Source organism: Gemmatimonadota bacterium (assembly GCA_040882465.1).
Taxonomy (GTDB): Bacteria; Gemmatimonadota; Gemmatimonadetes; order Longimicrobiales; family Gaopeijiaceae; genus JBBEBG01.
The window spans coordinates 20,987-44,885 of sequence record JBBEBG010000003.1 but is presented as its reverse complement, the minus strand read 5'-3'; the positions used below and the strand labels follow the sequence as shown (position 1 = coordinate 44,885).

The following is a 23,899-nucleotide window of genomic DNA, read 5'->3' as shown; positions in this document are numbered from 1 at the left end:
GACAGGTGGGTCCGCGCAAGGCGCGCCAGCCGCTCCAGCCGCGCCGCTTCCGCCCACAGCACCCGCCGACCCTCCCCCGTCAGCGCGTAGTATTTCCGCCGGGGATCATCGCCGACGCCTCCGGGACTCGCCGTCTCCTCGATCAGCCCCGTGGACGTCAACTCCGACAGCGTGCCGTACAGCGTCGCCGGCCACAGCCGCAGCTCCCCCTCCGTCCGCGCCTCCACCTCCTGCCGGATCGCATATCCATGCATTGGCGCGGCCGCCAGAGAAACGAGGATCTGGAACGCCTTGGGGTCCATCGGGTCGGCTCCGTTGCTGGTCGGGTCAGGCTAGGTATTAAGAGATATATATACCCACGGAGATACAGCGAGCAAGGGGAACGCCACGCCTCCCCCGCCCCAGCCCCGATTCCTTGCCCCCGCGAAATCGGCTCCCCCACCTTCGCTCTAGGGTCAAAGGGCGCTTCTTTTTCCTAACCGCAGGGGCAAGGCTCCCCCCGATCAGGAGGCACCAGGATGCGAATGCCATCCCCTCTCCTCGCGGCCATCATGGTGCCGTTGGTCGGCCTGGCGGTTGCGGAGGCCGGTCAGGCCCAATCCGCCGCCGATGCCGAACACCACACCTTCGCGACGACGGACGATTGGACGCTCCACTATGCGACGATGGGCGACTCCGGCTCCCCGGTCTTCCTGATCCATGGATCCGGAGGGGCGGCCGCGACCTGGCTCGAGAACGGCGTCGCGCACCGGCTCGCGGAAAACCATCGGGTCATCGTCCCCGACATGCGCGGCCATGGCCGGAGCGAAAATCCCCGCGAGGGCGACATGCCGCTCGACGTGATCGAGCTCATGGACTACCTGGACATCGAGCGCGCGCACGTCCACGGGTTCTCGATGGGCGGGAGCATCGTGGCCCAGCTGATGGCCCGAGTTCCGGATCGGTTGATCACCGCGTCCTTTGGAGGGTCCGGAGTTCGCGAGACGGAGGAGTGGGCCGACCGCGTGCCGGCGGACGCCGAGGGAACGAGCCCCGTCGCGGCGGAGGCGAGCCGGATCTACCGCGAGCGCCTCGAGTCCCGTGAGGAGACGCAACCCACGGAGGCCGAGAGCCGGCGTCTCGCGGCGATGGAGGCCGGAACCTGGACGGAGCCCGCACGCCCCGGCCCCGAACGCCGGGACCTCGATCTCAAGACTATCGAGTTCCCGGTCCTCGCGATCGTGGGTGAGTACGACGGCTTCTATTCCCGGACGCATCGCCTTTGGAGGGAAGTCCCCAAGTTCCAGAGCATCATGCTCCCGCAGCGCGGACACCTCGATTCGTATTATCCCAGGGTGATCCACGACTGGTATCTGAACGGGCTCCAGACGTTCATCGACAGCCACGACGAGGGGTAGGGGATCTAAGAAAGTGAATCTCAGGGGAGAAAGGGTTGGCATCCTACACCAGCGGTGAGCTCGCGAAGGCTTTCAAACGTGTCCGGGGGAATACGATTCGAGTGGCCGAGGAAATTCCCGGGGAGGAGTACTCCTTCCAACCGACCCCCGAGTCCCGAAGTATCGCGCGGCACCTGGCGCACAACGCAGTAGCCCCTCGCATGCAGGAGCACATTCATCGGCATGAGATCAGAGATTTCTCGAAGGTGGATGTGCCGGCGCTGCTTCGGGAGATCATCGAGCTCGAGCTGGTGCCGCGCACAAAGGCCGAGGTGCTCGCACTCTTGAGAGAGGAGGGCGAGCGCTTCGGCTCCTTTCTCGACGGCCTGAGCGACGAGTTTCTGGACCAGCGGGTGATGACTCCCGGCGACCCGTCTCCCACAAAAAGCCGCCTGGAGATGCTGATGGGGGTGAAGGAGCACGAGATGCACCACCGCGGCCGGCTCATGCCGATTCAGCGGATGCTCGGAATCGTGCCGCGTCTGACGCGGCAGAGAGAGGAACGGCTCGGCCCCGAGATCGCTCATGCGCCTAAGGAAAGGGCGTAACCCGGGCGGGACCCCGATGATGCACGCCGATGCCGGAACGAGTCTTTCCGACCCCGGCGGCGCTGGTGCAGTAGAACGGGGGGCGATGCGGCGGCGTTCGACAAGGTCGACGCGAAGAATGAGACGTTCCGCTTCAGCCTGAGGGCCAAAAACAAGCAGGTCATCGGCACGAGCCGGAACTACGAATCCGCGAAGGCACGGGACAACGGAATCACCGCCGTCGACCACATTCTCCGCGACCGCTTGAAGCACTCGTCGCTCGGCGTGCGCCCCCGTGCAGTGCTGCGCGAGAAGGAGAATCGGGCCCCCCGGGAACTATTTCGGCCCTCACTGCGTCGCCCCCTCGAACGCACGATGAGTCCGCTCCGGGAAGCGGACCGGAACCCTGAAGATCGAGGAGGCCATCATGTCGGTCGCGACGCAGCAGCACCCCAACGGAGTCAACGTCGAGCAGCTCGTGCAGACGGTCGAAGCCATTCAAGCGCAGCCCGAGCTCGCCCAATTCCAGTTTCGCGCCCGGTCGCGGTGGATCACGGGCGGAAAGTCGGAAACCCGCATCCGGGGATTCTATGGAGCGGGAGGCGAGGACTCCTCCAGGCCCGAGTCCTTCGTGCTCGTCGGCGACGAGCCGCCGGTCCTTCTCGGCACGAACGAGGGCCCGAACGCGGTGGAGGTCGTGCTCCATGCGCTCACCTCCTGCCTCACGGTGGGCCTCGTATACAACGCCGCGGCGCGCGGGATCACGGTACACGCCATCGCCTTCGAGGTCGTGGGTGCCCTCGACCTCCGGGGATTCCTCGGGCTCTCCGACATGGTGCGCCCCGGATTCGAGGAAATCCAGCTCCGGGTCCACCTGGAGACCGACGCTTCCGAAGAGGCGCTCGCCGAGCTCTGGACACATGTTCTGCGTACGTCTCCGCTCCTCGACATCCTCAGGAACCCCGTCCCGGTGACCATCGGGCTGGCGGCCTGAGCAAGTCCGGGAACTATTTCGGAACCCGCTGCGTCCCCCCGGTGAATGGATCGCCGAGAGGACGCGGGACGAGGGAGACGAGAGAGATGTCGGCAGCCGCGACGATCGAGAGAGCCGAGATGACCGAAGAGGCCGCACAGGTGGAAGAGGCCGGGCCGGTCGGAAAGACCGGGGCCGCGAAGGAAGCGGGATCCGTCGGGGAGGTTGGCAATGCCTGGTTCGAAGGCGAGATCACGGCGCTTCTTCCGGGACTCCTCGCCACCGCGCGGCGGCTCACGAGGAACGACGCGGACGCCGAGGATCTTGTGGCTGAAGCGATGGTGAAGGCGCTCGGGTCGCTGGAGTCGCTCCGCGATCGGTCGTCCTTCCGCGGATGGATGTGCCGGATCCTCACGAACACCTTCCTCAGCCAGAAGCGGAGTGCCGCGGCGAAGGCGGAGACGCAGGAGTACGAAGAGACGGACGGCAGCGACGAGACTTTCTCGATCTTCGAACGGCTGCACCAGCCCTTCCTCCTCTGGCAGGCCAATCCGGAGCGGGACTTTCTGAATCGCCTCCTCCAGGAGGACGTCGCGTGCGCCGTGGACACGCTCCCGGAGGCCTTCCGGGTCGCCGTCGTGCTGGTCGAGATTCAGGGGCTTTCGTATCAGGAAGCCGCGGACGCCCTGGACGTTCCCGTGGGTACCATTCGCTCCCGCCTCGCGCGGGGACGGTCCCTGCTTCAGAAGTCGCTGTGGGACCAAGCCATCGACATGGGCCTGAGAACCCCGCGCAACCGGGCTCCCGAGGAGGAGGCCGAGTCATGACAAAGGAAATTCTGACCTGCAAGGAAGCGATCCGGATGCTCGTCGAATATCTGGACGAGGAGCTGGACCGGAACAGGAGCGGCGCGCTCGAGGACCATCTCGAAGCCTGCCGGAGCTGCAAGTCGCGGCACGAGTTCGAGAAGGGACTACGAGACCGCGTCTCCGCCCTCGGCCACGCCCCGGTGCGGCATGAATTCCATGACCGCATCCGTGCCCTGGTCGCACGATTCGAGAAGGAAACCGGCGAGTAGTAGATCGGCGCCGGCGCCAGGATCACGCATCGAATAGTCGCACGTTCCACGATTCACCGAGACAGGGAGCCAGTGAACCATGGTCGTCATCACCTCCGAGAACCGGGACGTCATCATCGACGCCGTGCGGGGCATGTATTCGCACCTCGCGCGGCAGCCACAGGACGAATTCCACTTCGCGACCGGGCGCTTCGCCTGCGAGTACGTCGGCTACTCCGCCGACGAGCTCGACCCGATCCCGCCGGGCGCCCTCGAGTCCTTCGCCGGAGTCGCCCACCCCTTCATCGCCGATGTGATCCGCCCCGGCCAGACCGTCCTCGACGTAGGCTCGGGCTCGGGCACCGACGCGCTCATCGCGAGCCGGATCGTCGGATTGGAGGGTGAGGTGATCGGGCTCGACATGACCTCCGCGATGCGCGAGAAGCTGGAGAGGAATGCGAGGGAGATGGGCGCGACGAACGTCCGAACCCTCGACGGAAACGCGGAAGAGATCCCCCTCCCCGACACTTCCGTGGACGTCGTCACGAGCAACGGCGTGCTGAATCTCGTCCCGGACAAGGAGTCCGCGATCCGCGAGATCTACCGGGTACTCCGTCCGGGCGGGAAGATCCAGATCTCCGACATCGTAGTGGAGATTCCGCCGTCGGAGGCGTGCCGCGCGAAGCCGGAGCTCTGGGCCGAGTGCATCGTCGGCGCCGTGACGAAGGACCAGTATCTCGAGACGCTGGCGAAGGCCGGGTTCGAAGATCTGGAGATCCTGCAGCGCGTGGACTACTTCTCGGCGAGCCCCAGTGACGAGACGAAGAAGGTCGCGTCGGGCTTCAACGCCCATGCGATCGTGATCACGGGGGTGAAGCCGGCCTGAGCCGGACTTCCGAGGAGGCGAACCGAGCCGCACGACCCCGAGGCGCACGGCAACGGAACCGGCCCTCCGGCGATCCGCCGGGGGGCCGCTCTTCGTCCTGCCGGCTCTGGCCGTCCTGCCGGCATGCAACCCGATCTACGTCGAGGATGAACAGTCGAATAACGCCACCCTCCTCGCTCCGGCGCGCCTCTCCCGAGGCGCCCAGCTCTCCTTCAGTCAGACTCCCGCATTCGATCCCACGCTCGCCGATCCCGTGCCGGCGTTACCTCCGCTCGGCGTTCGCCCTCTCCCGTGCATGCACGCGGCGCGCACGCACTTCGCGAGCAACACCGGACCCGCAGCTGTGGCAAGCGCGGCCTCATGACATGGAACATGAAAATCTTGTCCTATGGGGCCGGCTCCCCACTCTCAGAAGTAGAAGCGTACGCTGGTCTGGAGATAGTCGTCCTTCCGAAACCGGTACAGGGGATCGCCGTCGTCATTCGAGCTGAAGATCCGACCGACGAGCTCCAGCCTCCATCGGTCCCCAAGCCGCCAACTTCCCTCCAGGGTCCCCAGAAGAGTCCCTCGGGGTAACCGCCAATTCCCTTCGCCTCGCCCGGATGAAGTCTTGACGGCCACGGGTCTGGAACTGACTGTGGAACTCCGACGCTCGGAGGCTCCTGCTACATTCCCATGCGTCCCATCATCCCGCGGTGCATCTCCATGAGGCGCATGACCCGCTGACGGTGTTCGGGCATGAGGGCGAGAAGTTCCTGGGGACTCATCTCGGGCATTCGGACGAGGTCCGCGCGGAGCGCTTCCACGGTCGCGTTCCACTCCTGATCGGTCGCCATGTTCATTTCCCGCATCTCGCGGTTGAACTGCGAGATCAGGTTGGCGACCATTTGGCGATGCTGGGACATTACGGCCATCATCTGCTCACCACTGGCGCCCTCCACCTGCCGCAAGTGGGCCTCCATCTCCTCCATCATCTGACCGCTCATCTGCGTCCCGCCCATTCCCGGCATTCCCGGCATTCCATCCGTCGGCTGCGTCGCGGCCCCTTCTCTTTCTGGATCCGGCTGCTCTGGGGCACACGCTGCCATCGCGACCATCACCAAGGAGAAGGCTGTCATTTGCTTCATCGAAACCATCTGAAGTCCCTCCGTTTCGCGGCGAAGGCGACACTCCGCGCACGCCCGTACCGGGGCGCCTTCGCGTTCAGTCTGCACCGCCGACTCGCACCTCCGTGAGCACTGGCATCTGATCGAGGAGAGCGTCCGAGCGACGGCCGTTTCGCTTGACCTCCCACTCCTTCCAGAGCGAGTAAATTGCGGGAATCACCACGAGCGTCAGGATCGTCGACGATACCATCCCGCCCACCATCGGAGCGGCGATCCGCTTCATGACGTCCGCCCCGGCCCCGTGTCCCCAGAGGATCGGAAGGAGACCCGCGATGATCGCGGTCACGGTCATCATCTTTGGACGAACCCGCTCGACCGCGCCGTACTCCACCGCGGCGTCCACGTCCCCGCGGCCCCTGAGCGCGCCCGTCTCACGCCGTTCACGGTACGCATGGTCCAGGTAGATCAGCATGACTACACCCGTTTCGGCGGCCACCCCCGCCAGGGCGATGAATCCGATGGCCGTGGCCACGCTCAAGTTGAAGTCCATCAACCACATGAGCCACACGCCTCCGACCAGCGCGAACGGGAGTGAGAGCATCACCAACGCGCTCTCGGCCACGCTCCCGAACTGGAAGAAGAGGAGCAGGAATATGATGGCGAGCGTGATCGGAACGACGTAGCGGAGCTTTCGATTGGCGCGCTCCATGGCCTCGAATTGTCCCGACCACTCCAACCGGTAGCCCACGGGAAGGTCGAGCCGTTGCTGAAGGAGCTCCCGTGCCTCCTCCACATAGCCGCCGATGTCGCGTCCCCGAACGTCCACATAGACGACGTTATTCAGGTAGGCGTTCTCAGACTTGATGAGCGGTGGGCCCTGCACCACGCGCAGGTTCGCCAACTCACCGAGCGTCACCTGCGCGCCCGCGGGCGTCGCCACCAGCGTGGACGCGATCCTCTGCGGGTCGTCGCGGAGCTCGCGTGGATAGCGGACCAGCACGGAGTAACGCTCGCGACCCTCGATCACCTCACCCGCGTACATTCCGCCAACGGCAGCCATCATCCCCATCTGTACCTCGGCGACAGTCATCCCATACCGGGCAGTCGCGTGACGATCGACTTCAATGTCCAGGTACCGTCCCCCCAGCGCGCGCTCCGCGAACACCGAATTGGTCCCTTCGACCTGCGGCAGGAGGCCCTCGATCTGCTGGCCGATCCGGTCGAGGGTGGCGAGGTCCGGCCCGAAGAGCTTGATCCCGACCGGAGTCTTGATGCCCGTCGCGAGCATGTCGAGTCGGTTCTTAATCGGCATCGACCACATGTTCGCGACTCCGGGGGTCGTTACCGTGGCATTCATCTCCGCCTGGATCGAATCGAAGGTGACCCCCGGGCGCCACTGCTCCTCGGGCCTGAGGATGGCGACGGACTCGATCATCGACAGAGGTGCCATATCGGTCGCGCTCTCGGCCCGCCCGATCTTTCCCAGCACCATCTCCACCTCGGGGATCCTGGCCATCGCGGCATCCCGCTGCTGGAGGATCTGCCTGGCCTGCGCCGTCCCGGTTCCTGGGAACATCGAGGGCATGTCCATGATGCTCCCCTCGTTCAGGGGCGGCATGAATTCACTGCCGAGCTTCTTCCAGGGGAGGATGGTGATCCCCAGGACCGCCAGCGCCGCGCCGATGACCGGCCAGCGATGCCGCAAGACAAAGTGGATGACCGGCCGGTAGGCGCCGATGAGCAAGCGGCTGACCGGGTTTCTCCGCTCCGACCTGACTCCACCCCGAATGAAGAGCCCCATCAGGACCGGGACCAGAGTGATCGAGAGGAGCGCCGCCGCCGCCATGGAGAGCGTTTTCGTCCACGCGAGCGGCTTGAAGAGCCGACCCTCTTGTGCCTCCAGGGCAAAGACCGGGATGAAGGAGACGGTGATGATCAGAAGAGAGGTGAAGAGCGCCGGGCCGACCTCTTTGGACGAGTCGGCCACCATCTGCCAGTGCGTCCTGCGGCCGCCTTCGCGCCGATTCCGTTCCATGTGCTTGTGAAGGTTCTCCACCATCACGATCGCCGCGTCGATCATAGCGCCGATCGCAATGGCGATCCCTCCGAGGCTCATGATGTTGGCGCCGATCCCCAGGAAGCGCATGGCGACGAATGCGATCAGGATCCCGAGCGGCAGCGTCACGATCGCCACTAGCGCACTGCGCGCGTGGAGCAAGAAAATGACCGTGACCAGCGCCACGATCAGCGACTCTTCGATCAGCTTTTCGCGCAGGGTCTGGATGGCGCGTCCGATTAGTCCCGAGCGATCGTACCCAACCACGAACCTTACTCCCGCGGGAAGGGCCGATTCCAGCTCGGCCATCTTCTCCTTCACCCCGGCAATCACGTCGAGCGGGTTCTCGCCGAAGCGCATCACCACGAATCCGGTGACGATCTCACCCTGCCCGTTGAGGTCGGCGATCCCGCGGCGGATCTCGGGGCCGAGCTGGACGCGGGCCACGTCACCTACCGTGATCGGCACTCCCCCCGGTCCGGCGCCGAGCGACACCGATCGGATGTCTTCGAGAGAGTCAAACCGTCCCCTTCCCCGGACCACGTATTCGCTGCCGCCCAGCTCCAGCACCCGCCCGCCCACGTCGGCGTTCGACTCGCGCACCGCCTGGATCACCTTGGCCATCGGGAGGTTGAAGGCGAGAAGTCGAGACGGATCGACCTCGATCTGGTACTGCTTCTCGAAACCGCCTAAGCTGGCGATCTCGGCCACGCCCTGGACGGAAGTCAGCCCGGGCCTCACGGTCCAGTCCTGCAGACTGCGAAGCTCGGCCAGGTTCAGCCGGCCCGTGGTATCCGTGAGGATGTACTGCATCACCCAGCCGACGCCGGTAGCGTCGGGGCCGAGGATGGTCATTGCCCCCTCGGGGAGCCGGTCTCTTACGCCATTCAAGTACTCGAGAACCCGGGAGCGCGCCCAGTACAGCTCCACATTGTCTTCGAAGACGACATAAACGGCCGATCTCCCGAACTGGCTCATCCCGCGGACGAACCGGGTGCCGGGGACCTTCAGCATCTCCGTGGACAGCGGGTAGGTGACCTGGTCCTCGACCAATTCGGGTGCCTGCCCCGGCCATTCGGTCATGACGATCACCTGCACGTCCGAGAGGTCGGGAATGGCATCGACGGGAGTCTGGAGCATGGCCCAGACTCCGGCTACGGTCGCCGCGGCGGCGCCCAGCAGGACGAGGAATCTCTGACGGATGGACCAGTCGATGATTCGCTTCAGCATCGTCCGTCACTCCCTGTTAGGGGGCATGGGCATCCCGTCCATGGAGTCGTCGGACATGTCCATGCCCCCCATGTCCAAGTTTCCCATGTCTCCCGCGCCGATCATCCCGATCATGGACCTCATCACCTGGGCCATGTTACTCTCGGAGTCGAGGAGGTACTGCGCGGAGGTGACTACTCGCTGACCGGGTTCGAGCCCGGCGAGGACCTCCGTGAGATCCCCCGCCGTCAGGCCGACCTCGACCTCCTGCGGAATGAGCCTGCCGCCCCCCATCTCGATGAACACGAGTTGCCGTTCGCCGGTGTCGATCACTGCCGACGTTGGAACGGAAAGGGCCGTGCGCGTAGGTGTGCTGAGACTTACGGTCGCGTACATGCCCGGCTTGAGCCGCCCGTCGGGGTTCGGAACGGCCACGCGGGCCCTGAGCGTACGCGCGTCCTCCTGGAGCGTGGGATAGACGTACTCGATGCGGCCCCGGATGGGCCGACTCGGGAACGCGGACAACTCCACGACGGCCTCCGATCCCTCGGCAACGCCGCCACCGTTCGGCTCGCGCACCTCCGCGTTCACCCAAACCACGGAGAGGTCGGCGATCATGTAGAGGTTCGTTCCCGGCTGGAAAGCCTGGCCCTCGAGGACGTCCTTCTCCAAAACGACTCCGGAAACGGGCGCGTGGATCGTCAGCGTCCGCCGAGGCTCGCCGGATTCCAGGACAGCTTCGATCTGGTCCTCTGAGATGTCCCAGTAAGTGAGCCGCCTCCGCGCCGACTCCACGAGTTCCCGGGCTCCATCGGCGACGGCCGCTACCGGACTCCGTCCAATGGACTCGGCCATCCGAGTGGCGAGAAGCAGCTCTTCCTGCGCGGTGACGAGCTCCGGCGAGTACACGTCGAGGAGCGGCTGACCCTGCCGGACCGGCTGCCCCGTGAAGTTCACGTGCAACCGTTCCACCCAGCCGCCGAACTTCGGGGCCAGATAAGCTACGCGAGTCTCGTCGAAGGCGACGATCCCCACGGTCCGGGTGGTCCTCGAGAGGAGCCGGACCTCGGCGCGATCGAAGGTGATGCCGAAGCTGGATATCTCTCCGGGGGTGAGAAATACCGACCCATCGGGGGCCATGCCCTCAATTCCCGCACCGCTTGTACCCATCCCCCCCGTTTCCATCCCGCTCATCTCCGCGGCACCCGCTCCCGGCGCCGCCGATTCCTGGCCTGCAATTCCCACCGCCCGCGACGCCGCACCCGCCCAAAACGCGGCTGCCGCGACCACGACAGCCAGGGCTGCCGCTCCCGAGGCCATGACGATCGTCTTTCTGTTCCCGTTCATCGGAGCACCTCCGTGCCCACGGCCCGCTCGAGCCTTGCCACGTCGCGGGCGAAGTCGGCCAGAAGCCGGTGGTAGTCGAGTTCGTGTTGGTAGAGCGTGACTTGGGCATCCAGCAGCGTGAGGAAGTCCACCCTCCCCACCCGGTAGGCGGCCGTCGCGGAAGGGAGCGACGCCCTTGCCTGCGGAAGGATGCCTTCGTTCAGGAGGAGGATCTGTTCACGCCCACGCACGAGTCCGGCCACGAGGGATTCGATTTCGGCGTTCAGGTCGTTCACCATCGCATGGTGCCGGGCCTCCTCCTCCGCGAGGACGGCGGCTTCCTCAGCGACCCCCTGGTCCTGCTTCCGTCCCGCGAAGAGGGGGAGCGGCGCCGAGACCATGAGGTCCACGAAATCTCCGAAATCGGGACGCCGACTGTATGCGATTGAGACCTGGAAGTCGGGAAGCTCAGCCTTCCTGGCCAGCGAAACGGCTTGTTCCTGCGCGGCCACTCGCTGTACGTGCGCCTGGATCATCGGGTTGTGCTCGAGGGCCAGGCGCTGGAGATCGGCCGCGGAAGGGATCGTCGGGTCCTGCTCCGGTCCCCCGCCTTGGGACAGGCCGGACAGCGCGGACGACACAAATCGCGCCTCCTCACCGCCGCCCAAGACGGCTGCAGCTCCGACGTTCTCTGGGATGTCGCCTGCGAGAAGCGGCGTGTCGGTCGGCCTGGCGAGCAAGGCATTCAAGCGAGCCACCGTGCTTCGGCGGCGTTCGTGGAGGGCTACCACCTGGTTAGCGAGCCGTGTCCGTTCCACCTGAGCCTTGAGCACGTCGGACTGGGAGCCTGTGCCCACTCCGTACTGCGCGGACGTGAGTTGGGCGAAGGCGGCAATCAGTCCCTCGTTCCTGGAGGTGACCTCGATGGCCCGGTCCACAAAGTAGACCTCGAAGTAAGCGGATTTCACCTCGGCGACGACCTCGTCTCGCACCCGCGCGACCTCCCACTGCGCCGCCTCGGCCCGGAGGCGGGCGACCTCCTCCTGGAGCCCCAGCTTTCCGGGCCACGGAAACTGCCCCTCGAGCTGGAGGCGGGTCATGGTCATCATCTCACGGCCGAGGCTCGGATCCGTGATCGGGACGTTCATGAACCCCACGCCGACCATGGGATCGGGAAGCGCTCCCGCCTGGGGAACGCGCGCCCTGACAGCCTCCGCCGCTCGCTCGGCGGCTCGGATCTCGGGGTTGTTCGCTACGGCCTCGGCCAGAAGCGCCGTGAGGTCAGAAATCGGCTCCTGGGCCTGAAGCGCTGCCGAAGCAGCCAGGGAGAGGAAAGTCGCAAGTCCCAGAGAAAGGTGGTTGCGCATGATGAACGCTCTCCGTTGAGTCCTTTGCGGCGACCCGTCCCGCTTCCTTCGCGAAGGGGCGGATGATGGAACGTCGGGACGCCGGGCTCTCCCGAACGCCATGGGCGTCCGCGAGCCTGAGTCAATTCAGCTGTTCGAGAGAAAAGGACCCGGAAAACCCGGGCCCCCAACGGACTATGCGCGGGGAGGGCGGAAGAGCGAGGCTTCCAGAAGGAGGTCGTGCGAGGCGACCGTCGCCGTGACGAGCTGCGTCGGCTTAGGCGGGATCGGAATCGTGGGGGGCAAGGGCGCGATCGTCGCAACGGATACGCAGCCTCCAAAGGAGGCGCTCGCCGCGAAGGGACACGGGGCGCGATCCTCCGCGTCGGCGTGTGCCTGATCGTGCCGACCGTACCCCATCCCCATCTCTGCTGGCGAATTCATCGCGGTGGCTGGGGCGTGAGCAGCCATGGCGGCGCCGTCTTCCTCCATGGGCGCACATGTGGCCGCCCAGAGCCTCTCGGTCATGGAGGCGGACATCGCTACGAGCGAAAGGAGTCCGGCGACTCTGCGGAATGATCGCGTAGTCATGCCACGAACCTCGCCGCGGCCTGTCATCCGGTCAACAGCGTTGCGCCGCAGGGTGCTGTACGTGAAGGGCGACTCGAGCCGCGACGCCTCAGCGATCGTGAAGTCACGAGGTATCCAGCATCATCGTGGCTTCGCCGTCGTGCGCATCGGGAGACCGAAGAGCGCGGGCATCCGCAGGTACCGGCGGAAGTCCTCCTCGACGCACGCCGGAGCGCCCCATCCCGTGGGATCCGCCTCTTCGGCGCCGGCGAGGAACGTCTCGAGGTGATGCTGGACCACGGGGAAGAGTGGCGTGGCGGTCGGGCGCCTCGGGCGGTAGACGGCACCGGCGGCACGATTTCCCGGCGCGACGGCCGCGGGGGCCCAGCGGCGGGTGGTGCGCGAAGGGGGTGGGATGAGCCCGGCCATCTCTCAACCCGCGGGACCACCGCGCGCCATGCCATGGCTGGATCGGCCATGCGCACCTCGCCCGGCTCAGCGACTCAGAGAGCGGTTCGGATCTCGACCATTGCTGCTCCGCCGGCCGGGACCATCGTAATCTAGACGTTCTGGTTGACCATGGCACCGCCTTGGTGCCAGACGCGGTCGAAGATCTCTCCGATCACGTGGAAGGACGAAACGAAGTTGGGTCCGCCGTTCCCCACGAAGAGGCGAACCACATCGCCCGTTTCGGCGGTCATCGCCGCCGCACTCATGAGGGATCCCACGGATCCGTTGAAGACCACGTACGTAGGATCTTCGGCCAGCGCCCTCCGCATGTCGAAGGGTTGATGTCCCGGCTGACCGTATTCGCCGGCCGTGTAGGCCTCTCCCTGCATCACGTAATACTAATGATCCACGGCCGGAAGGCCGCCCGCGGGCTCCACGAGGATCAGTCCGTACATCCCGTTCGCCACGTGGGGGTCCCCACTGGAGCGGTCGCGCAATGGTACACGTAGAGGCCGGGGTTCAAGGCCGTGAACTTGAAGGTGGCCGTCTGGCCCGGTGCCACGACGGATGAATGCACTCCCCCGCCCGGGCCGTTGACGGCGTGGAGGTCCATGTTGTGCGGATTCTGGCTGGACGGATGGTGGCTGAGGTGGAACTCTACCAGGTCTCTCTCGCCGACCCTGAGGAGGGGTCCGGGAACGCTTCCGCCGAGGGTTCAGAACGTGTAGTCCACTCCCTCGGTCACCGCCCAAGTCTGCTCATTGGTCTCAAGTTCCACCACGATCCTTGCCGGCTGGTCCCTCGTGAGCGTTGGTGGGACCGTCGGTGGCGGAAGCAAGAGCGCCGTCTCCCGCTCCATCTCGGTCGTTGGAGCGCTCCCCGTCGACTCGCAGGCCGCCAGCGCGAGGCCGAGGAGGAGGACAACGGCGGTTCCGGGTGCCCCGTGAGTTGCCTTGGGCGGTGGACACGAGGGGATCATCGGCAGAACCTCCCGCTGCGGGGATGGACCAACTGGGGGAAAGCTAGCGCAGACTGTGCCCTTGCATAGCGGAGCGTCAGGCAGACCCCGAGGTCTTTCGGGTCGCGCGAGCCCCGGCCCGCCGCCGCCGCGGATGATATACTTGTATTTTGGATCTACAATTATTAAACTACCACTACGGCCCATCTCGTTTGGTGTAGTTGGGCTCAATTCACCTACGTTTCATGGAGGCGACGATGTCCACTTACGGAAGGTCTCGGATCATCGCGGCGATGTTCGGCTTCGCTCTGTCCATCCTGCCTGCGGTGGCATACGCTCAGTCTCCTGCACAGGCGGCGGTGGAGGCCAATCGCCTGCACGCTCAGGCCGAAGCCCTGGCCAATGCTGCCTCCGCGGACATCGGCAAGGCACTTCCGGCGGTCGCTCGGCTACACGGTGAAGCTTTGGCCTTGCGGCAGTCGGGCGATCCTCGCCACGCGGAGTGCACCGAGTTTCAGGCCAGCCTCCTCTTCCTGATCGGAGACTACGAGCAGGCCCAGGGTCTCATGGAGTGGGCGGCATGGCTACGGATCTCCGAGGAGGAGTACGTGGAGGCGGCGGTCGATTACGTCGCCGCGGCCGAGGCGGCGCAGGTCCAGGGTCGGCCCGAGGAGACCGTGAGACTCGCTAAGCAGGTGGCGCGGATCCCGGAGGCGCATCGGTTGACGCCGGAGGACCGGGCGGCCATCTACACGCTGGTGAACTGATCTGTGGGGTGGTCGTAGTCGCGACGGTGAAGCCCCGCGTTCCACTCGGAGCGCGGGGCCTGTCTTAGGAGCGGGGGACTCCGCTTAGCGCGGGTCGGTGCCTGCGGCCCTCCCGGGTGCGGTCAGCGCCAGTGGTGCTCGAGACCGGAGAACGCAAGGATGCCCGGGCTGCAACAGGTTTCACTCAACGGAAAGGCATCATAGGGGCAGCGCGTCCGTAAGCGGAGGCGGTGCGATGGGACGGCTGGCCCGGGAACAGAGGTGGCGTTCTCCCGAGGGGCGGGACAATCTGGGATTTGCGAGTGTCCAGGAGGTCACACCCCAACAGGAGAACGCGCATGGACAGGTATATCGGGCTGGACGCGCATGCGTCGAGCTGCACGTTGGCGGTCCTGAGCCCGAGCGGAAAAACAGGTCGGAACGCAGATGGTGGAGACCAACGCGGGGTGCCTGATCGAGGCGGTGCGGCAGATCCCGAAGCCCCGGAACATCTGCCTTGGAGGAAGGGACGCTATCGGAGTGGCGGTACGAGATGCTGTCGCCCCACGCCCAGAACGTGGTGGTGGCGGCGGTGCGAGAGAGCTGGGGGCCGAAGGACAACCGGCGCGATGCCTTCGGGTTGGCGGAGGGCCTCCGGCTGGGGGTGATCAAGCGGAAGGTGTACAAGGAGCGGGGCGGGTTCGGGGCCCTCGGCTACCGGGCGAAGGGGTACCGATGGGCGAGTGGCGATGTGGTGCGGGTGAAGGACCGACTGAAGAGCCTGTACCGCTCGCGGGGAGTGCCGGTGGCCGGACCATCGGTGTACGCGGCGTCGAAGCGGGGGAAGTTCCTGGGTCGACTTCCGAGGCCGGCAAAACCTCTGGCCGAGCTCCTGTACGAAGAGCTGGACGCCTTGGAGGCACTGAAGAGCCAGGCCAAGAAGGCGATGCTGGCCGAGGCGCAGCGGCATCTGGAGTTCCGTCTGGTCAAGAGCTGTCCCGGCCTGGGTCCGGTGCGCACGGCCGAGCTGCTTCCCATCGTGGTGACCCCGTATCGGTTCCAGAGCAAGCGCGGGTTCTGGTCGTACTGTGGACTGGGGATCGTGACCAGGAGTTCGTCGGACTGGGTGAGAACCCGGACGGACGAGTGGGTGAAGGCCGAAGTGAAGCGGACCAGGGGCCTGACCCGGAACCTCAACCACACGCTGAAGGCAATCTTCAAGGAAGCGGCGACGCCGGTGATCGGTCGGGCCGAGGACGAGCCGATCTACCGGCACTGCCTGGGGCTCCTGGATGGGGGCACGAAACCGAACCTGGCGAAGCTCACGATCGCCCGGCAGATCGCTTCCGCCGTGCTGGCGGTGTGGCGAACGAAGGAGGTGTACGACTCGAAGAGACTCGAGAGCGCCTCGAAGAGCGGTCCTCGATCGGTGAGGTGGCGAGGGAGGATGACGGCCTGCGATCGATCGCTTCGGATCGCCGAACGGTTCAGGGGAGCGCCTCCATTGGAATTCCGGTCCGGGCCTCCGGGTCCGAGTCCCCCGGGATAAGCTATGCCCTCCTTGGAGAGCCGAACGAAGCAATGGGCCTCAGAGCTTCCCGATAGAAGGATGGCTCCCCCTCACCTCGGGAGAACGCGCCGGCTGCACCGGGATCTGTACTCTGGCCGACGTTGGCCGGAGAGCGACGATCGAGCCCCCAAGCCCCTGCCCAGAAATGCCGATCGAGGCGTCAGAAACAACGGACGCTGGTCGCCATGGATGTGGTTGCCGTGGGTCGGGACGAGGGTGGGCCCAAGCGCCATGGCGGCCGGAGCCGGACGGATGCGAACGGGGGCGGGTTAGGTTTCCCAGCAATCCGGCAGGGATTGGTCGAGGGAGAACTCAGCCCGAGGTGGAATCCGTGCAAACGTTCTCCACCCGATGCCGGAACCATGTCGAGAGGTACACAGCCGTCCCTTCTTGGGACCGACGGGGGTGGAGAACTCACTACTTCCTCGTAGGGCGAACGGCACCGCCCTCTGGAGCTCACCGCGGTGCCCTTGTTCTGGGTCTGGTGTGCCCGGCGGAGTTCGAGCCGGGCCGAGAGGAGACCGGGAACCCCATGATGCGCTCTCCCGGACTGTCGGTCCCAGATTTCCCCTGATCCTTCCCAGTGCTGCCGCAAGGCGGCGGGGGAGGGGACCAGGTGACGGGGAGCGCATCAAGGGGAAAATTCTGCCCCTTTCGCCTTACCAGGCGGCCGCCACTCTTTCGGGGCCTCCGATCCTACTTAGAACCGTCGCCCGTTCCTCGGCGTTCAACGACGGCGACCGCGCCATCATGCGTGCCACATCAATCAGGTTCACCGCTTGAGCATTGCGTTCGGGCGCCTGGGCCAAGAGGACCGCCGCGTCGATGTAGCCATTGGCTGCACTGAGGGCGTCCCCCGTAATGCGGGCATGATTCGCTGCTCGGATCGAGTACTCCACAGCCCCTTCGAGATCTCCGATTCCCTCGAGCAGCGCCGCCTGCGTCGAAAGGCATGCGAACGTCATGGGATCGCTTTCGGTTCGGAGGTCGGCTACCGCGCCATGCTGGGCGGCGGCCACGATCAATTCGTCAAAAAACCGGCCCGTGCTTCCCACGACCGCGATCGACTCGTCATGCATTCGATTCAGCTCCAACTCCGACGCTTCCGGGCCCGGCTGCTGGGCCTCGACACCACTCGGAAGGATCGCCGCCAAACTTAGCAGGGCCCCGGTGACCAGGGCGGTCGGTCGAGCGACTTCGATTGAGTGTCTCATGGCATGTCCCTCCTCTCCCATCCGAGTGAAAGCCAGCCTACCCTTCGGGCGAGCTATGGACCTCGAAAGCTCGCCGGGTCTCCAAAACCAGTCGGATGCTCCCGAGGTCTAACAAAAAGTAATTTAAGACTAACAACTATGCAATACCTTCGTTCGACGGATCGTTCGCGTTGAGTCGAGCTCCACGGTGGGTGCGCGGGGCGACCTTTAGATCCGGCCCCCTCGCCAGTCGGGTCGGTGTTTCTGGAACGGCTATCGGGGCCCGTACATGGCCATGATTGGTTGCGGGGATCGGCATCGACGGCCGGAACCATCCCACACCTCTCAATGCGCCAAGCGACTCGCGGTGTCTGGGCCCTACCCCTGAGGGAGCTCGGCCTCACCGACGGGGCCGGACCTCGGACGGGACGTTCGAGAGGTCGATTCGAAGCGTTCGGGCTCCATCTACCCCTCCCGAAATCCGGATACGCTATTCCCAGGTCCCGAAAGGAGAAATCGTGTCGCGTTCGGCCATCTCCCTTCCAACTGTGCATCCCGATGCTCGGAGTCTTGCGTGCGGGCGGGATTCGACGATAGCAGGTAGTCGACCGCCTGAGCCGCCGTGAAACGCGCTCGGCCGTTGAGAAAGACACCGAGCTCCTCCAGCTGATCTCCACTGGTTACGAGCGGGGGCTCCAGGATACCGCCGTGGAGCTGAGCGAGCCCGATCGTAGACAGCAGGCTATTGCAGAGACAGCGACGCCCCTTCGTGTCTTCCTCCAGCCCCCCCTTCCTGGCAAAGGTATTCACGGGTTCGGCTGGACATCTGTACTGTATCCGTCCGTCCTCGCTCCGGAACGGAGTGCGCAGGTAGCCCAGGTCGCACTTTCTTCGTTCCCGTGTGCCCGACGCCACCCCGTCTCCAGGCCACTCGACGATCTTGAAGGGGAATCCTGTCGGAGAGGCCCTCGAGTCGGTGCGGACCGCCACTTCCCCGCGTGCCACCGCGGCCAACACGCAGCGCTTGAGCGTCTCGTCCATCCCGGACTCCTCGCAGTACGCGAACAGAGTCCCGACCTGGATACCGACGGCTCCCAGGCGCTCTGCTAGAGAAAGCGATCCGGGTCGACCCATCCCTCCCGCCAGCCAGAAGGGCAAGCCGAGCGCGGCCAGCTTCTCGAGATCCGCCTCGTCGCGGGCATCATAAATCAGCTCACCGCTAAGCTCGGCCCATCCCTTGTTTCGCGGCGGGGCATTGTGTCCCCCCGAGACATGGCGTTCGACGATGAAGCCATCCACGCGGCCTGTCGCCTTTCGCGCGAGGGCGGTGGCCAGCGTGTCGCTCGCTACGATGGCCAGGAAACGAGGACGATCGACGAATGGCGGGGGCCCGCTCCAATACTCGGCGGGGTCGAGGTCCAGTGTCGCTGTCTCCGGGGATCGGACTCCCTCCGAATCGAACCGCAATGACGCGCGCTCATGCGCCGCGAGGCGGTCCAACGCCCCCGGGATCTCTCGGGGGATGCCCGCGCCCATCAGAATGACGTCGACGCCGGCCAGCATCGCGCCGTAAAGGGCCGACAAGTTCGGAAGCTGGACCTTGGTCAGGAGGTTCATGCCCACCTGGCCGCAGTGACCCTCTTTCGAAAGGGAGACCTCCACGAAGGCCGCCAGCATGTTGATCGCCTTTCGGGCCTTGCCAGACCGGTAGGTCCACATCGGGAGGAGCGCATACCCCTCTCCCGGGCTGCGACCTTTGCTGCGGAAGTATTTCCTCAAGACCTCCGCCGCGACGTCTGCGAAAGGGAATCGCGCCATTGCCCGACGAACATGGCCCCCCGGATCCCCGTCCTGAAGTCGCCGCACCATCACCGTATCGATCAGGGTTCCGGATACGACTCCGAGTTGGCCGGTCTGCGAAACTGCCCGCGCCAGCTTCCACCCGGAGACTCCAACGCCCATCCCTCCCTGAATGATTCTGGGAACCGGCATCACTTCGACCATGAACAGCCCCTCAGTCATGGAAACACCGAGGAGGCTCGGCCTCGGCACCGGAATGAAGGCGAATTAACGATCATAAACTACTCTTTAAAACGCGGCAACCGGCCGGGCCACGAGTCTGAGGTAAGGATTGGTTGTCCGAGGGGCCGCGCGTCCTCGACCGGAGGGAAGACAAGCACTCCTCGTGGTCAAGCGAAGCCGGGGCTCCGACAAAGGCTCGAGTCCCACGAATGTAGGGCGGCGGCCTCCGAATCGGGTGTCCCCCGATCCGCGGCCTGGGTAAAACTTGTCTAACGCCTGCGAACCACCGGACGTTGTCCAGAGCGAGCGAGCATCTCTCGCTTGGCAGTGAGGGCCACGGCCATGTCCTGGAGTGTCGTCCGGCGGAGGTACTCCTTGATTTGTGCTCGGATTGGTTTCCATGTCTCGTGCAGTGGGCAGGGCATATCGTCCGAACACTTGCCGAGTCCCACGCCACACTCATCGAGTTCCGCAGTTCCGTCGATGGCGGCCTTGATGTCGTGCAGACTGATTCCTTCGGGAGGACGCGCCAGGGAGTAACCGCCCGTGGGCCCGCGGGCGGATCGAAGAAGACCGCTCATGACGAGTCGTTGCAGGATGGAAGAGAGGAACGGTGCCGGAATGTCTTCTTCTCGCGAGATGTCTCGCAACCTCACCCAATCCTCGTCCTTATGGAGAGCCAGGTGCGTGGCGGCCCGGATGGCGTACTCACACGCTGAGGAATAAACCATCTCACCTATCCGGTTTTCTCATGATCATATCTAGAACCTGTTCCTTAACCTGCCCAGGAGGCCGAAAGAGGTCAATACAAAGGTGGGATTTGCCCTCCAGGGGGACTTGGGGGAATTCCCTCGAATCAGGAGTGCCCTTCGGGCCACAGCGGCTGACAGATCTACCGATCGGTGGGCATCGCGGAGGCCACCGCCGCCTCGCCCAGGAGACTCTCGGATACCCTGCGAAAGTGGTGTCCATAGATGGCGAGCGTGACTGCGGTAGGAAGCAGGCGCGGTCGGCTGAAGAGCGTCGAGAACAGCAGGAACCAATACTGAACTCTCTCCTCTCCTCGAATCCCCAAGCGATAGATCGACCTGAGGAAGGGAAGGAGGCGCGGCTGCCCACCGGCTTTCCGGAGCGGTGGCTGCCGATACTCCCGTAAGAACGTCCGGACGCGTTCATAGAAGTGTTGAGGGGCATAGATGTGCTCCAGAATGCGACGGTATCCTTGGCACAGAGTTCGCCCATCCATCAGCGGCAGAATATTGGACGTTCCATCCGAGTTATCCCCGGTGATGCGGCCGAGCAGCCGGCCCTCGCGCTTCAGTCGCTCGAAGAGTCTCGTGCCTGGCGGCGCCTGGAGAAGTCCCACCATGGCAGTCACGATTCCGCTCTCCTGGATGAACCGGATCTGCCGATCGAAGATGGAGGCATCATCGCTGTCGAATCCCACGATGAATCCGCCCTGTACCTGGATCCCGGCCCTATGTATTCGCTTCACGTCCCCAATCAGATCTCGGTTAAGATTGTGCTTCTTGTTGGATTCCATAAGCCCCCTTTCGTCCGGGGTTTCAATCCCTACGAAGACGGACTCGAAGCCGGCGGCAACCATCATTTCCAACAACCCGTCGTCATCGGCCAGATTCACGGAAGCCTGTGTGTAGAACCGAATCGGTCCTCGGAGACGCTGCCAGCGAATCAGGGCGGGAAGGAGCTCCGTCTTAACGCTTTTCCGGTGACCGATGATGTTGTCGTCCGCGAAGAACACAGGCCCTCGCCACCCCTCGGCGAGCAATGCGTCTAGTTCTCCAACGACCTGTTCCGCGGGCTTGATGCGGGGCCGGTGACCGAAGAGGGCGGTCACATTGCAGAACTCGCAGTCGTAAGGGCAGCCCCTTGAGTACTGCACGCTCATGGACTGGTAGCGGTCGAGCCTCGCGAGTGACCACATGGGCACCGGACTTTCCGTAAGGTCGGCGAAGCCGGATGCCTCATAGAGGCGCGCGGGAGTTCCCTTGGCGAGATCGGATAAGAAACGCGGAAGGGTCAGCTCCGCCTCGTTGAGGAGGAGGTGTTCCACCTCCGGGACATCGCCGGGATCGCTTGTGAAAAGGGGTCCGCCCGCGACCACCGGCACTCCGGCTGCTCTGCAGCGCGCCACGAGGTCGAGGGCAGACTTCCTCTGAACCGCCATCCCCCCGAGGAAGGCGTAGTCTGCCCACTCCAGGTCCTCCGGCGTCAGGTCCTCGACATTCAGGTCCACGAGACGCTTCTCCCACGTGTGAGGAAGGAGGGAAGCAACCGTAAGGAGCCCCAGCGGCGGCAAGGCCGCTCGTTTCCGCACGAATGAAAGGGCATGTTGGAAGCCCCAGAATGTGATGGGAAACTTGGGGGAGAGAAGGAGAGCGTTCATAACCTATGCTTAAGGGAGTGCACGGAATGGGATCCATCGCGGGGGTGGCATAGGTGCCCATCCAGTATCGGCCGGAGTGCATGCCCGACCGCAAGCTGGCCGACCGGCGGGTCGGCCTCTGCGATATTCGCCTGCACGGCACCGGACTTGGGAAGACCTCCTTCCACCTCAGGCGACCGATGCAAAGCGATCGATCTTGAAGGGCGCCCACGGGATGGGGGATATCCCTTCTGCCATGAGGTCCGCCACGAGGTGTGCCGTGAGCGGTGCGAGAACGATCCCACTGCGCCCGTGGCCGGTCGCGTAAAACAGACCCTCGAGCTCCGGATCGGGACCGATGGTCGGCAAAGGCGCCCCGGAAAAACCAGTCTTAGGATTTGACCCTTCACTGGACGAACCGGGATTGCCCGGGGGAGGCCGGCGATCGCTCCGATCCATGCGCCAGGCGCCAGCACGATCGCTTCGGCGCGGATCTTTCCGCCGTCCTCTAGGCGAACGCCCTCCAATCGTCCACCGGTGTGGATAATCCTCGTCACGCGGCGCCCGTTCACGAGCTCGACGCCCGACGACCTCAGGGCTGGATTCAGCGATCGAGCAAGGAGTTGCGCGTCTACCTGGGCTTCGTCCGGAAACCAAAGCCAGAACGGCACTGCGGGGGAAAGGCCATGATGCACCTTCACCGCTTCGTGAAAGTCCAGGACCGCCGCCCGGATCCCGCAGCGGGCATAAACGTCAGTGAGACGGGGAGATCTCTCCGCGGTCGACGGGGTCAGGTCGGCAATCAGCATCCCATCGCGTCGGAATCCGACCGACATTCCCGAAAGCCGCTCCATTCGCCGGGCAAAACCCTCGACGATTTCCTCGCTCCGGAGACCAAATCCCACAACCTCGGGATCGGGGTCCAGCGTGTGCCCCGCTGACAGCATCCCCGCGGCCGCGCCACTGGCACGTGTCCCCATGCCCGTAGCCTCCACGATGGCCGCTCGGAAGCCTCGCGCAGAGAGCTCGATTGCGATCGAACACCCTACCAGACCACCACCGACTACGACAACTCGCGCCCGGAACGAACGCCCACGCACTCCGGGGGCATGTCCCATCGATTTCCTCGTCTTTCCGCGGCGGATGGGGCTTCCCCGTCGAGAGTCTCCTCAACCGCTGGACTTCAGTCGTAATCGCGGTGGAGCGGTACTCCGCGCATAATATAATGGAAGTTTACCATGAACTACACAATATGGCCAGCACCACGAATCGGCCGTCCCTGTGCCACTTCCTGTGAGGTCAACCCCGAAAGGCGCTTCGGGGCCTGGCGGAAGGCCACGACGAACTCGAACCGGGACTTCTTCCCCGCGATCGCGCCGGCCTGAAAACTCCTCAGCTGGCCAGGGCCCTCGGAAAGAGAATGTTGTTCTCGAGGTGGATGTGCTCCTGCATGGATTTCTCGAGGGATGCGAGCCCGTGCCACAGCGCACGCCACGTCGTGCATGCGCCCTCCGGGGCCTCATAATCATCCGTAAGCGCACGGAGGCGGCGAAGCGCCGAGGCTACATCGTCGTGTTCGTGCTCCATGACGGAGATGGGGGAAGCTGCAACGCCTCCTGCTCCATTCGCGATCATGGGAAAGAGCACGGTCTCTTCCTTCGACATGTGATCCTCGAGCTCGGCCCGCAGTTTCAGGACGATGGACACCAACTCGGCGAGCCGCTCCGGGTCTCTTTCACCGTGGACCTTGTGGACTTTGCGCGCCATGGTCTCCAGGCGCCCAAGCTCCTCGGTAAGAGGATCATGGTAAGTCTGGATGATGTGCCCGATGAGATCGACCAGCGGCGCGTCGCCCCAGTTCACACCCGGATCGCGGGGCTCCCGAATCTCCGCGTGGACCTCGTCAATCACCTGGTCGAGGTCGAGCCCCTTCTTCTTACAAACCTCCCCAAGGGGTCGTCCCCCGCCGCAACAGTAATCGATGCCGTACCGAGCGAAGACTCGGGTTGTCGCGGGATACTCGGCGGCGAGCTGGCCTACTCTGGCCTCAGCGAGATTATTGGTGTCAGTGTCCATTGTCCT

General features: G+C 64.7%; 20 protein-coding genes and 1 pseudogene. 8 read left to right on the top strand and 13 right to left on the bottom strand.

Annotated elements, in window-relative coordinates; translation table 11 throughout:
• Window positions 1-302, bottom strand: a 302-nt coding sequence (locus WEG36_01270; GenBank protein MEX1256222.1) for a PadR family transcriptional regulator, incomplete at its 3' end; no start/stop codon positions are given.
• Between the two features lie 222 nt (window positions 303-524).
• On the opposite strand from WEG36_01270, the gene WEG36_01265 reads away from it, so the two are divergent.
• From WEG36_01265 to WEG36_01240, 6 genes are all read left to right on the top strand, one after another.
• Window positions 525-1,397 carry an alpha/beta hydrolase gene (locus WEG36_01265; protein MEX1256221.1) on the top strand — a complete coding sequence of 291 codons (873 nt, stop codon included), beginning with the start codon at window positions 525-527 and terminating at the stop codon, window positions 1,395-1,397.
• Between the two features lie 35 nt (window positions 1,398-1,432).
• Window positions 1,433-1,984, top strand: coding sequence for a DinB family protein (locus WEG36_01260; GenBank protein ID MEX1256220.1), 552 nt, complete (start codon window positions 1,433-1,435; stop codon window positions 1,982-1,984).
• Between the two features lie 406 nt (window positions 1,985-2,390).
• Window positions 2,391-2,957, top strand: a complete 567-nt coding sequence (locus tag WEG36_01255; protein ID MEX1256219.1) for an OsmC family protein — start codon at window positions 2,391-2,393, stop codon at window positions 2,955-2,957.
• A gap of 86 nt (window positions 2,958-3,043) precedes the next feature.
• A complete protein-coding gene (locus tag WEG36_01250; protein MEX1256218.1) occupies window positions 3,044-3,763 on the top strand; it encodes a sigma-70 family RNA polymerase sigma factor in 720 nt (239 codons plus the stop codon).
• Window positions 3,760-4,014 carry a zf-HC2 domain-containing protein gene (locus WEG36_01245; protein MEX1256217.1) on the top strand — a complete coding sequence of 85 codons (255 nt, stop codon included), beginning with the start codon at window positions 3,760-3,762 and terminating at the stop codon, window positions 4,012-4,014. Before WEG36_01250 ends, WEG36_01245 begins: the two co-directional genes overlap by 4 nt.
• 79 nt (window positions 4,015-4,093) lie before the next feature.
• Window positions 4,094-4,879 (top strand): methyltransferase domain-containing protein, encoded by a 786-nt coding sequence (locus WEG36_01240; protein ID MEX1256216.1) that lies wholly within the window; start codon window positions 4,094-4,096, stop codon window positions 4,877-4,879.
• Between the two features lie 665 nt (window positions 4,880-5,544).
• On the opposite strand, the gene WEG36_01235 is transcribed toward WEG36_01240, so the two are convergent.
• From WEG36_01235 to WEG36_01205, 7 genes and pseudogenes are all read right to left on the bottom strand, one after another.
• Window positions 5,545-6,015: a hypothetical protein gene (locus tag WEG36_01235; GenBank protein MEX1256215.1), complete on the bottom strand. Its 471-nt coding sequence runs from the start codon at window positions 6,013-6,015 to the stop codon at window positions 5,545-5,547.
• A 67-nt stretch (window positions 6,016-6,082) separates the two neighbouring features.
• Window positions 6,083-9,271: a CusA/CzcA family heavy metal efflux RND transporter gene (locus tag WEG36_01230; GenBank protein ID MEX1256214.1), complete on the bottom strand. Its 3,189-nt coding sequence runs from the start codon at window positions 9,269-9,271 to the stop codon at window positions 6,083-6,085.
• Window positions 9,272-9,277: 6 nt separating this feature from the next.
• On the bottom strand, window positions 9,278-10,597 hold the full coding sequence (locus tag WEG36_01225) for an efflux RND transporter periplasmic adaptor subunit (GenBank protein MEX1256213.1): 1,320 nt from the start codon (window positions 10,595-10,597) through the stop codon (window positions 9,278-9,280).
• Window positions 10,594-11,943 carry a TolC family protein gene (locus WEG36_01220; GenBank protein MEX1256212.1) on the bottom strand — a complete coding sequence of 450 codons (1,350 nt, stop codon included), beginning with the start codon at window positions 11,941-11,943 and terminating at the stop codon, window positions 10,594-10,596. Before WEG36_01220 ends, WEG36_01225 begins: the two co-directional genes overlap by 4 nt.
• Before the next feature lie 174 nt (window positions 11,944-12,117).
• The gene (locus WEG36_01215) at window positions 12,118-12,513 is read right to left on the bottom strand and encodes a hypothetical protein (protein MEX1256211.1); all 396 of its coding nucleotides are present in this window, start codon (window positions 12,511-12,513) and stop codon (window positions 12,118-12,120) included.
• A 120-nt stretch (window positions 12,514-12,633) separates the two neighbouring features.
• Window positions 12,634-12,921: a hypothetical protein gene (locus tag WEG36_01210; protein ID MEX1256210.1), complete on the bottom strand. Its 288-nt coding sequence runs from the start codon at window positions 12,919-12,921 to the stop codon at window positions 12,634-12,636.
• Window positions 12,922-13,055: 134 nt separating this feature from the next.
• Window positions 13,056-13,843, bottom strand: a pseudogene (locus tag WEG36_01205) (multicopper oxidase domain-containing protein).
• A gap of 314 nt (window positions 13,844-14,157) precedes the next feature.
• Between WEG36_01205 and WEG36_01200 the strand changes: the two are divergent.
• A complete protein-coding gene (locus tag WEG36_01200; protein ID MEX1256209.1) occupies window positions 14,158-14,667 on the top strand; it encodes a hypothetical protein in 510 nt (169 codons plus the stop codon).
• Between the two features lie 496 nt (window positions 14,668-15,163).
• Window positions 15,164-16,195, top strand: coding sequence for a transposase (locus tag WEG36_01195; protein MEX1256208.1), 1,032 nt, complete (start codon window positions 15,164-15,166; stop codon window positions 16,193-16,195).
• A gap of 680 nt (window positions 16,196-16,875) precedes the next feature.
• On the opposite strand, the gene WEG36_01190 is transcribed toward WEG36_01195, so the two are convergent.
• From WEG36_01190 to ric, 5 genes are all read right to left on the bottom strand, one after another.
• Window positions 16,876-17,430, bottom strand: coding sequence for a hypothetical protein (locus WEG36_01190; protein ID MEX1256207.1), 555 nt, complete (start codon window positions 17,428-17,430; stop codon window positions 16,876-16,878).
• Window positions 17,431-17,874: 444 nt separating this feature from the next.
• Window positions 17,875-19,431, bottom strand: coding sequence for a nitronate monooxygenase (locus tag WEG36_01185; GenBank protein ID MEX1256206.1), 1,557 nt, complete (start codon window positions 19,429-19,431; stop codon window positions 17,875-17,877).
• Between the two features lie 269 nt (window positions 19,432-19,700).
• Entirely contained in the window at window positions 19,701-20,162 is a 462-nt protein-coding gene (locus WEG36_01180) for an Rrf2 family transcriptional regulator (GenBank protein MEX1256205.1), read from the bottom strand.
• Between the two features lie 161 nt (window positions 20,163-20,323).
• Entirely contained in the window at window positions 20,324-21,838 is a 1,515-nt protein-coding gene (locus WEG36_01175) for a B12-binding domain-containing radical SAM protein (GenBank protein MEX1256204.1), read from the bottom strand.
• Window positions 21,839-23,209: 1,371 nt separating this feature from the next.
• Window positions 23,210-23,893, bottom strand: a complete 684-nt coding sequence (gene ric, locus WEG36_01170) for an iron-sulfur cluster repair di-iron protein (GenBank protein ID MEX1256203.1) — start codon at window positions 23,891-23,893, stop codon at window positions 23,210-23,212.
• Window positions 23,894-23,899: the final 6 nt, after the last annotated feature.

Excerpts from the sequence above, each read along its gene's own strand:
- WEG36_01265 (MEX1256221.1), top strand. The coding sequence starts at position 525 with ATGCCATCCCCTCTCCTCGCGGCCATCATGGTGCCGTTGGTCGGCCTG.
- WEG36_01255 (MEX1256219.1), top strand. The coding sequence starts at position 2,391 with ATGTCGGTCGCGACGCAGCAGCACCCCAACGGAGTCAACGTCGAGCAG.
- WEG36_01250 (MEX1256218.1), top strand. The coding sequence starts at position 3,044 with ATGTCGGCAGCCGCGACGATCGAGAGAGCCGAGATGACCGAAGAGGCC.
- WEG36_01245 (MEX1256217.1), top strand. The coding sequence starts at position 3,760 with ATGACAAAGGAAATTCTGACCTGCAAGGAAGCGATCCGGATGCTCGTC.
- WEG36_01240 (MEX1256216.1), top strand. The coding sequence starts at position 4,094 with ATGGTCGTCATCACCTCCGAGAACCGGGACGTCATCATCGACGCCGTG.
- WEG36_01235 (MEX1256215.1), bottom strand. The coding sequence starts at position 6,015 with ATGGTTTCGATGAAGCAAATGACAGCCTTCTCCTTGGTGATGGTCGCG.
- WEG36_01230 (MEX1256214.1), bottom strand. The coding sequence starts at position 9,271 with ATGCTGAAGCGAATCATCGACTGGTCCATCCGTCAGAGATTCCTCGTC.
- WEG36_01225 (MEX1256213.1), bottom strand. The coding sequence starts at position 10,597 with ATGAACGGGAACAGAAAGACGATCGTCATGGCCTCGGGAGCGGCAGCC.
- WEG36_01220 (MEX1256212.1), bottom strand. The coding sequence starts at position 11,943 with ATGCGCAACCACCTTTCTCTGGGACTTGCGACTTTCCTCTCCCTGGCT.
- WEG36_01215 (MEX1256211.1), bottom strand. The coding sequence starts at position 12,513 with ATGACTACGCGATCATTCCGCAGAGTCGCCGGACTCCTTTCGCTCGTA.
- WEG36_01210 (MEX1256210.1), bottom strand. The coding sequence starts at position 12,921 with ATGGCCGGGCTCATCCCACCCCCTTCGCGCACCACCCGCCGCTGGGCC.
- WEG36_01200 (MEX1256209.1), top strand. The coding sequence starts at position 14,158 with ATGTCCACTTACGGAAGGTCTCGGATCATCGCGGCGATGTTCGGCTTC.
- WEG36_01190 (MEX1256207.1), bottom strand. The coding sequence starts at position 17,430 with ATGAGACACTCAATCGAAGTCGCTCGACCGACCGCCCTGGTCACCGGG.
- WEG36_01185 (MEX1256206.1), bottom strand. The coding sequence starts at position 19,431 with ATGACTGAGGGGCTGTTCATGGTCGAAGTGATGCCGGTTCCCAGAATC.
- WEG36_01180 (MEX1256205.1), bottom strand. The coding sequence starts at position 20,162 with ATGGTTTATTCCTCAGCGTGTGAGTACGCCATCCGGGCCGCCACGCAC.
- WEG36_01175 (MEX1256204.1), bottom strand. The coding sequence starts at position 21,838 with ATGAACGCTCTCCTTCTCTCCCCCAAGTTTCCCATCACATTCTGGGGC.
- ric (MEX1256203.1), bottom strand. The coding sequence starts at position 23,893 with ATGGACACTGACACCAATAATCTCGCTGAGGCCAGAGTAGGCCAGCTC.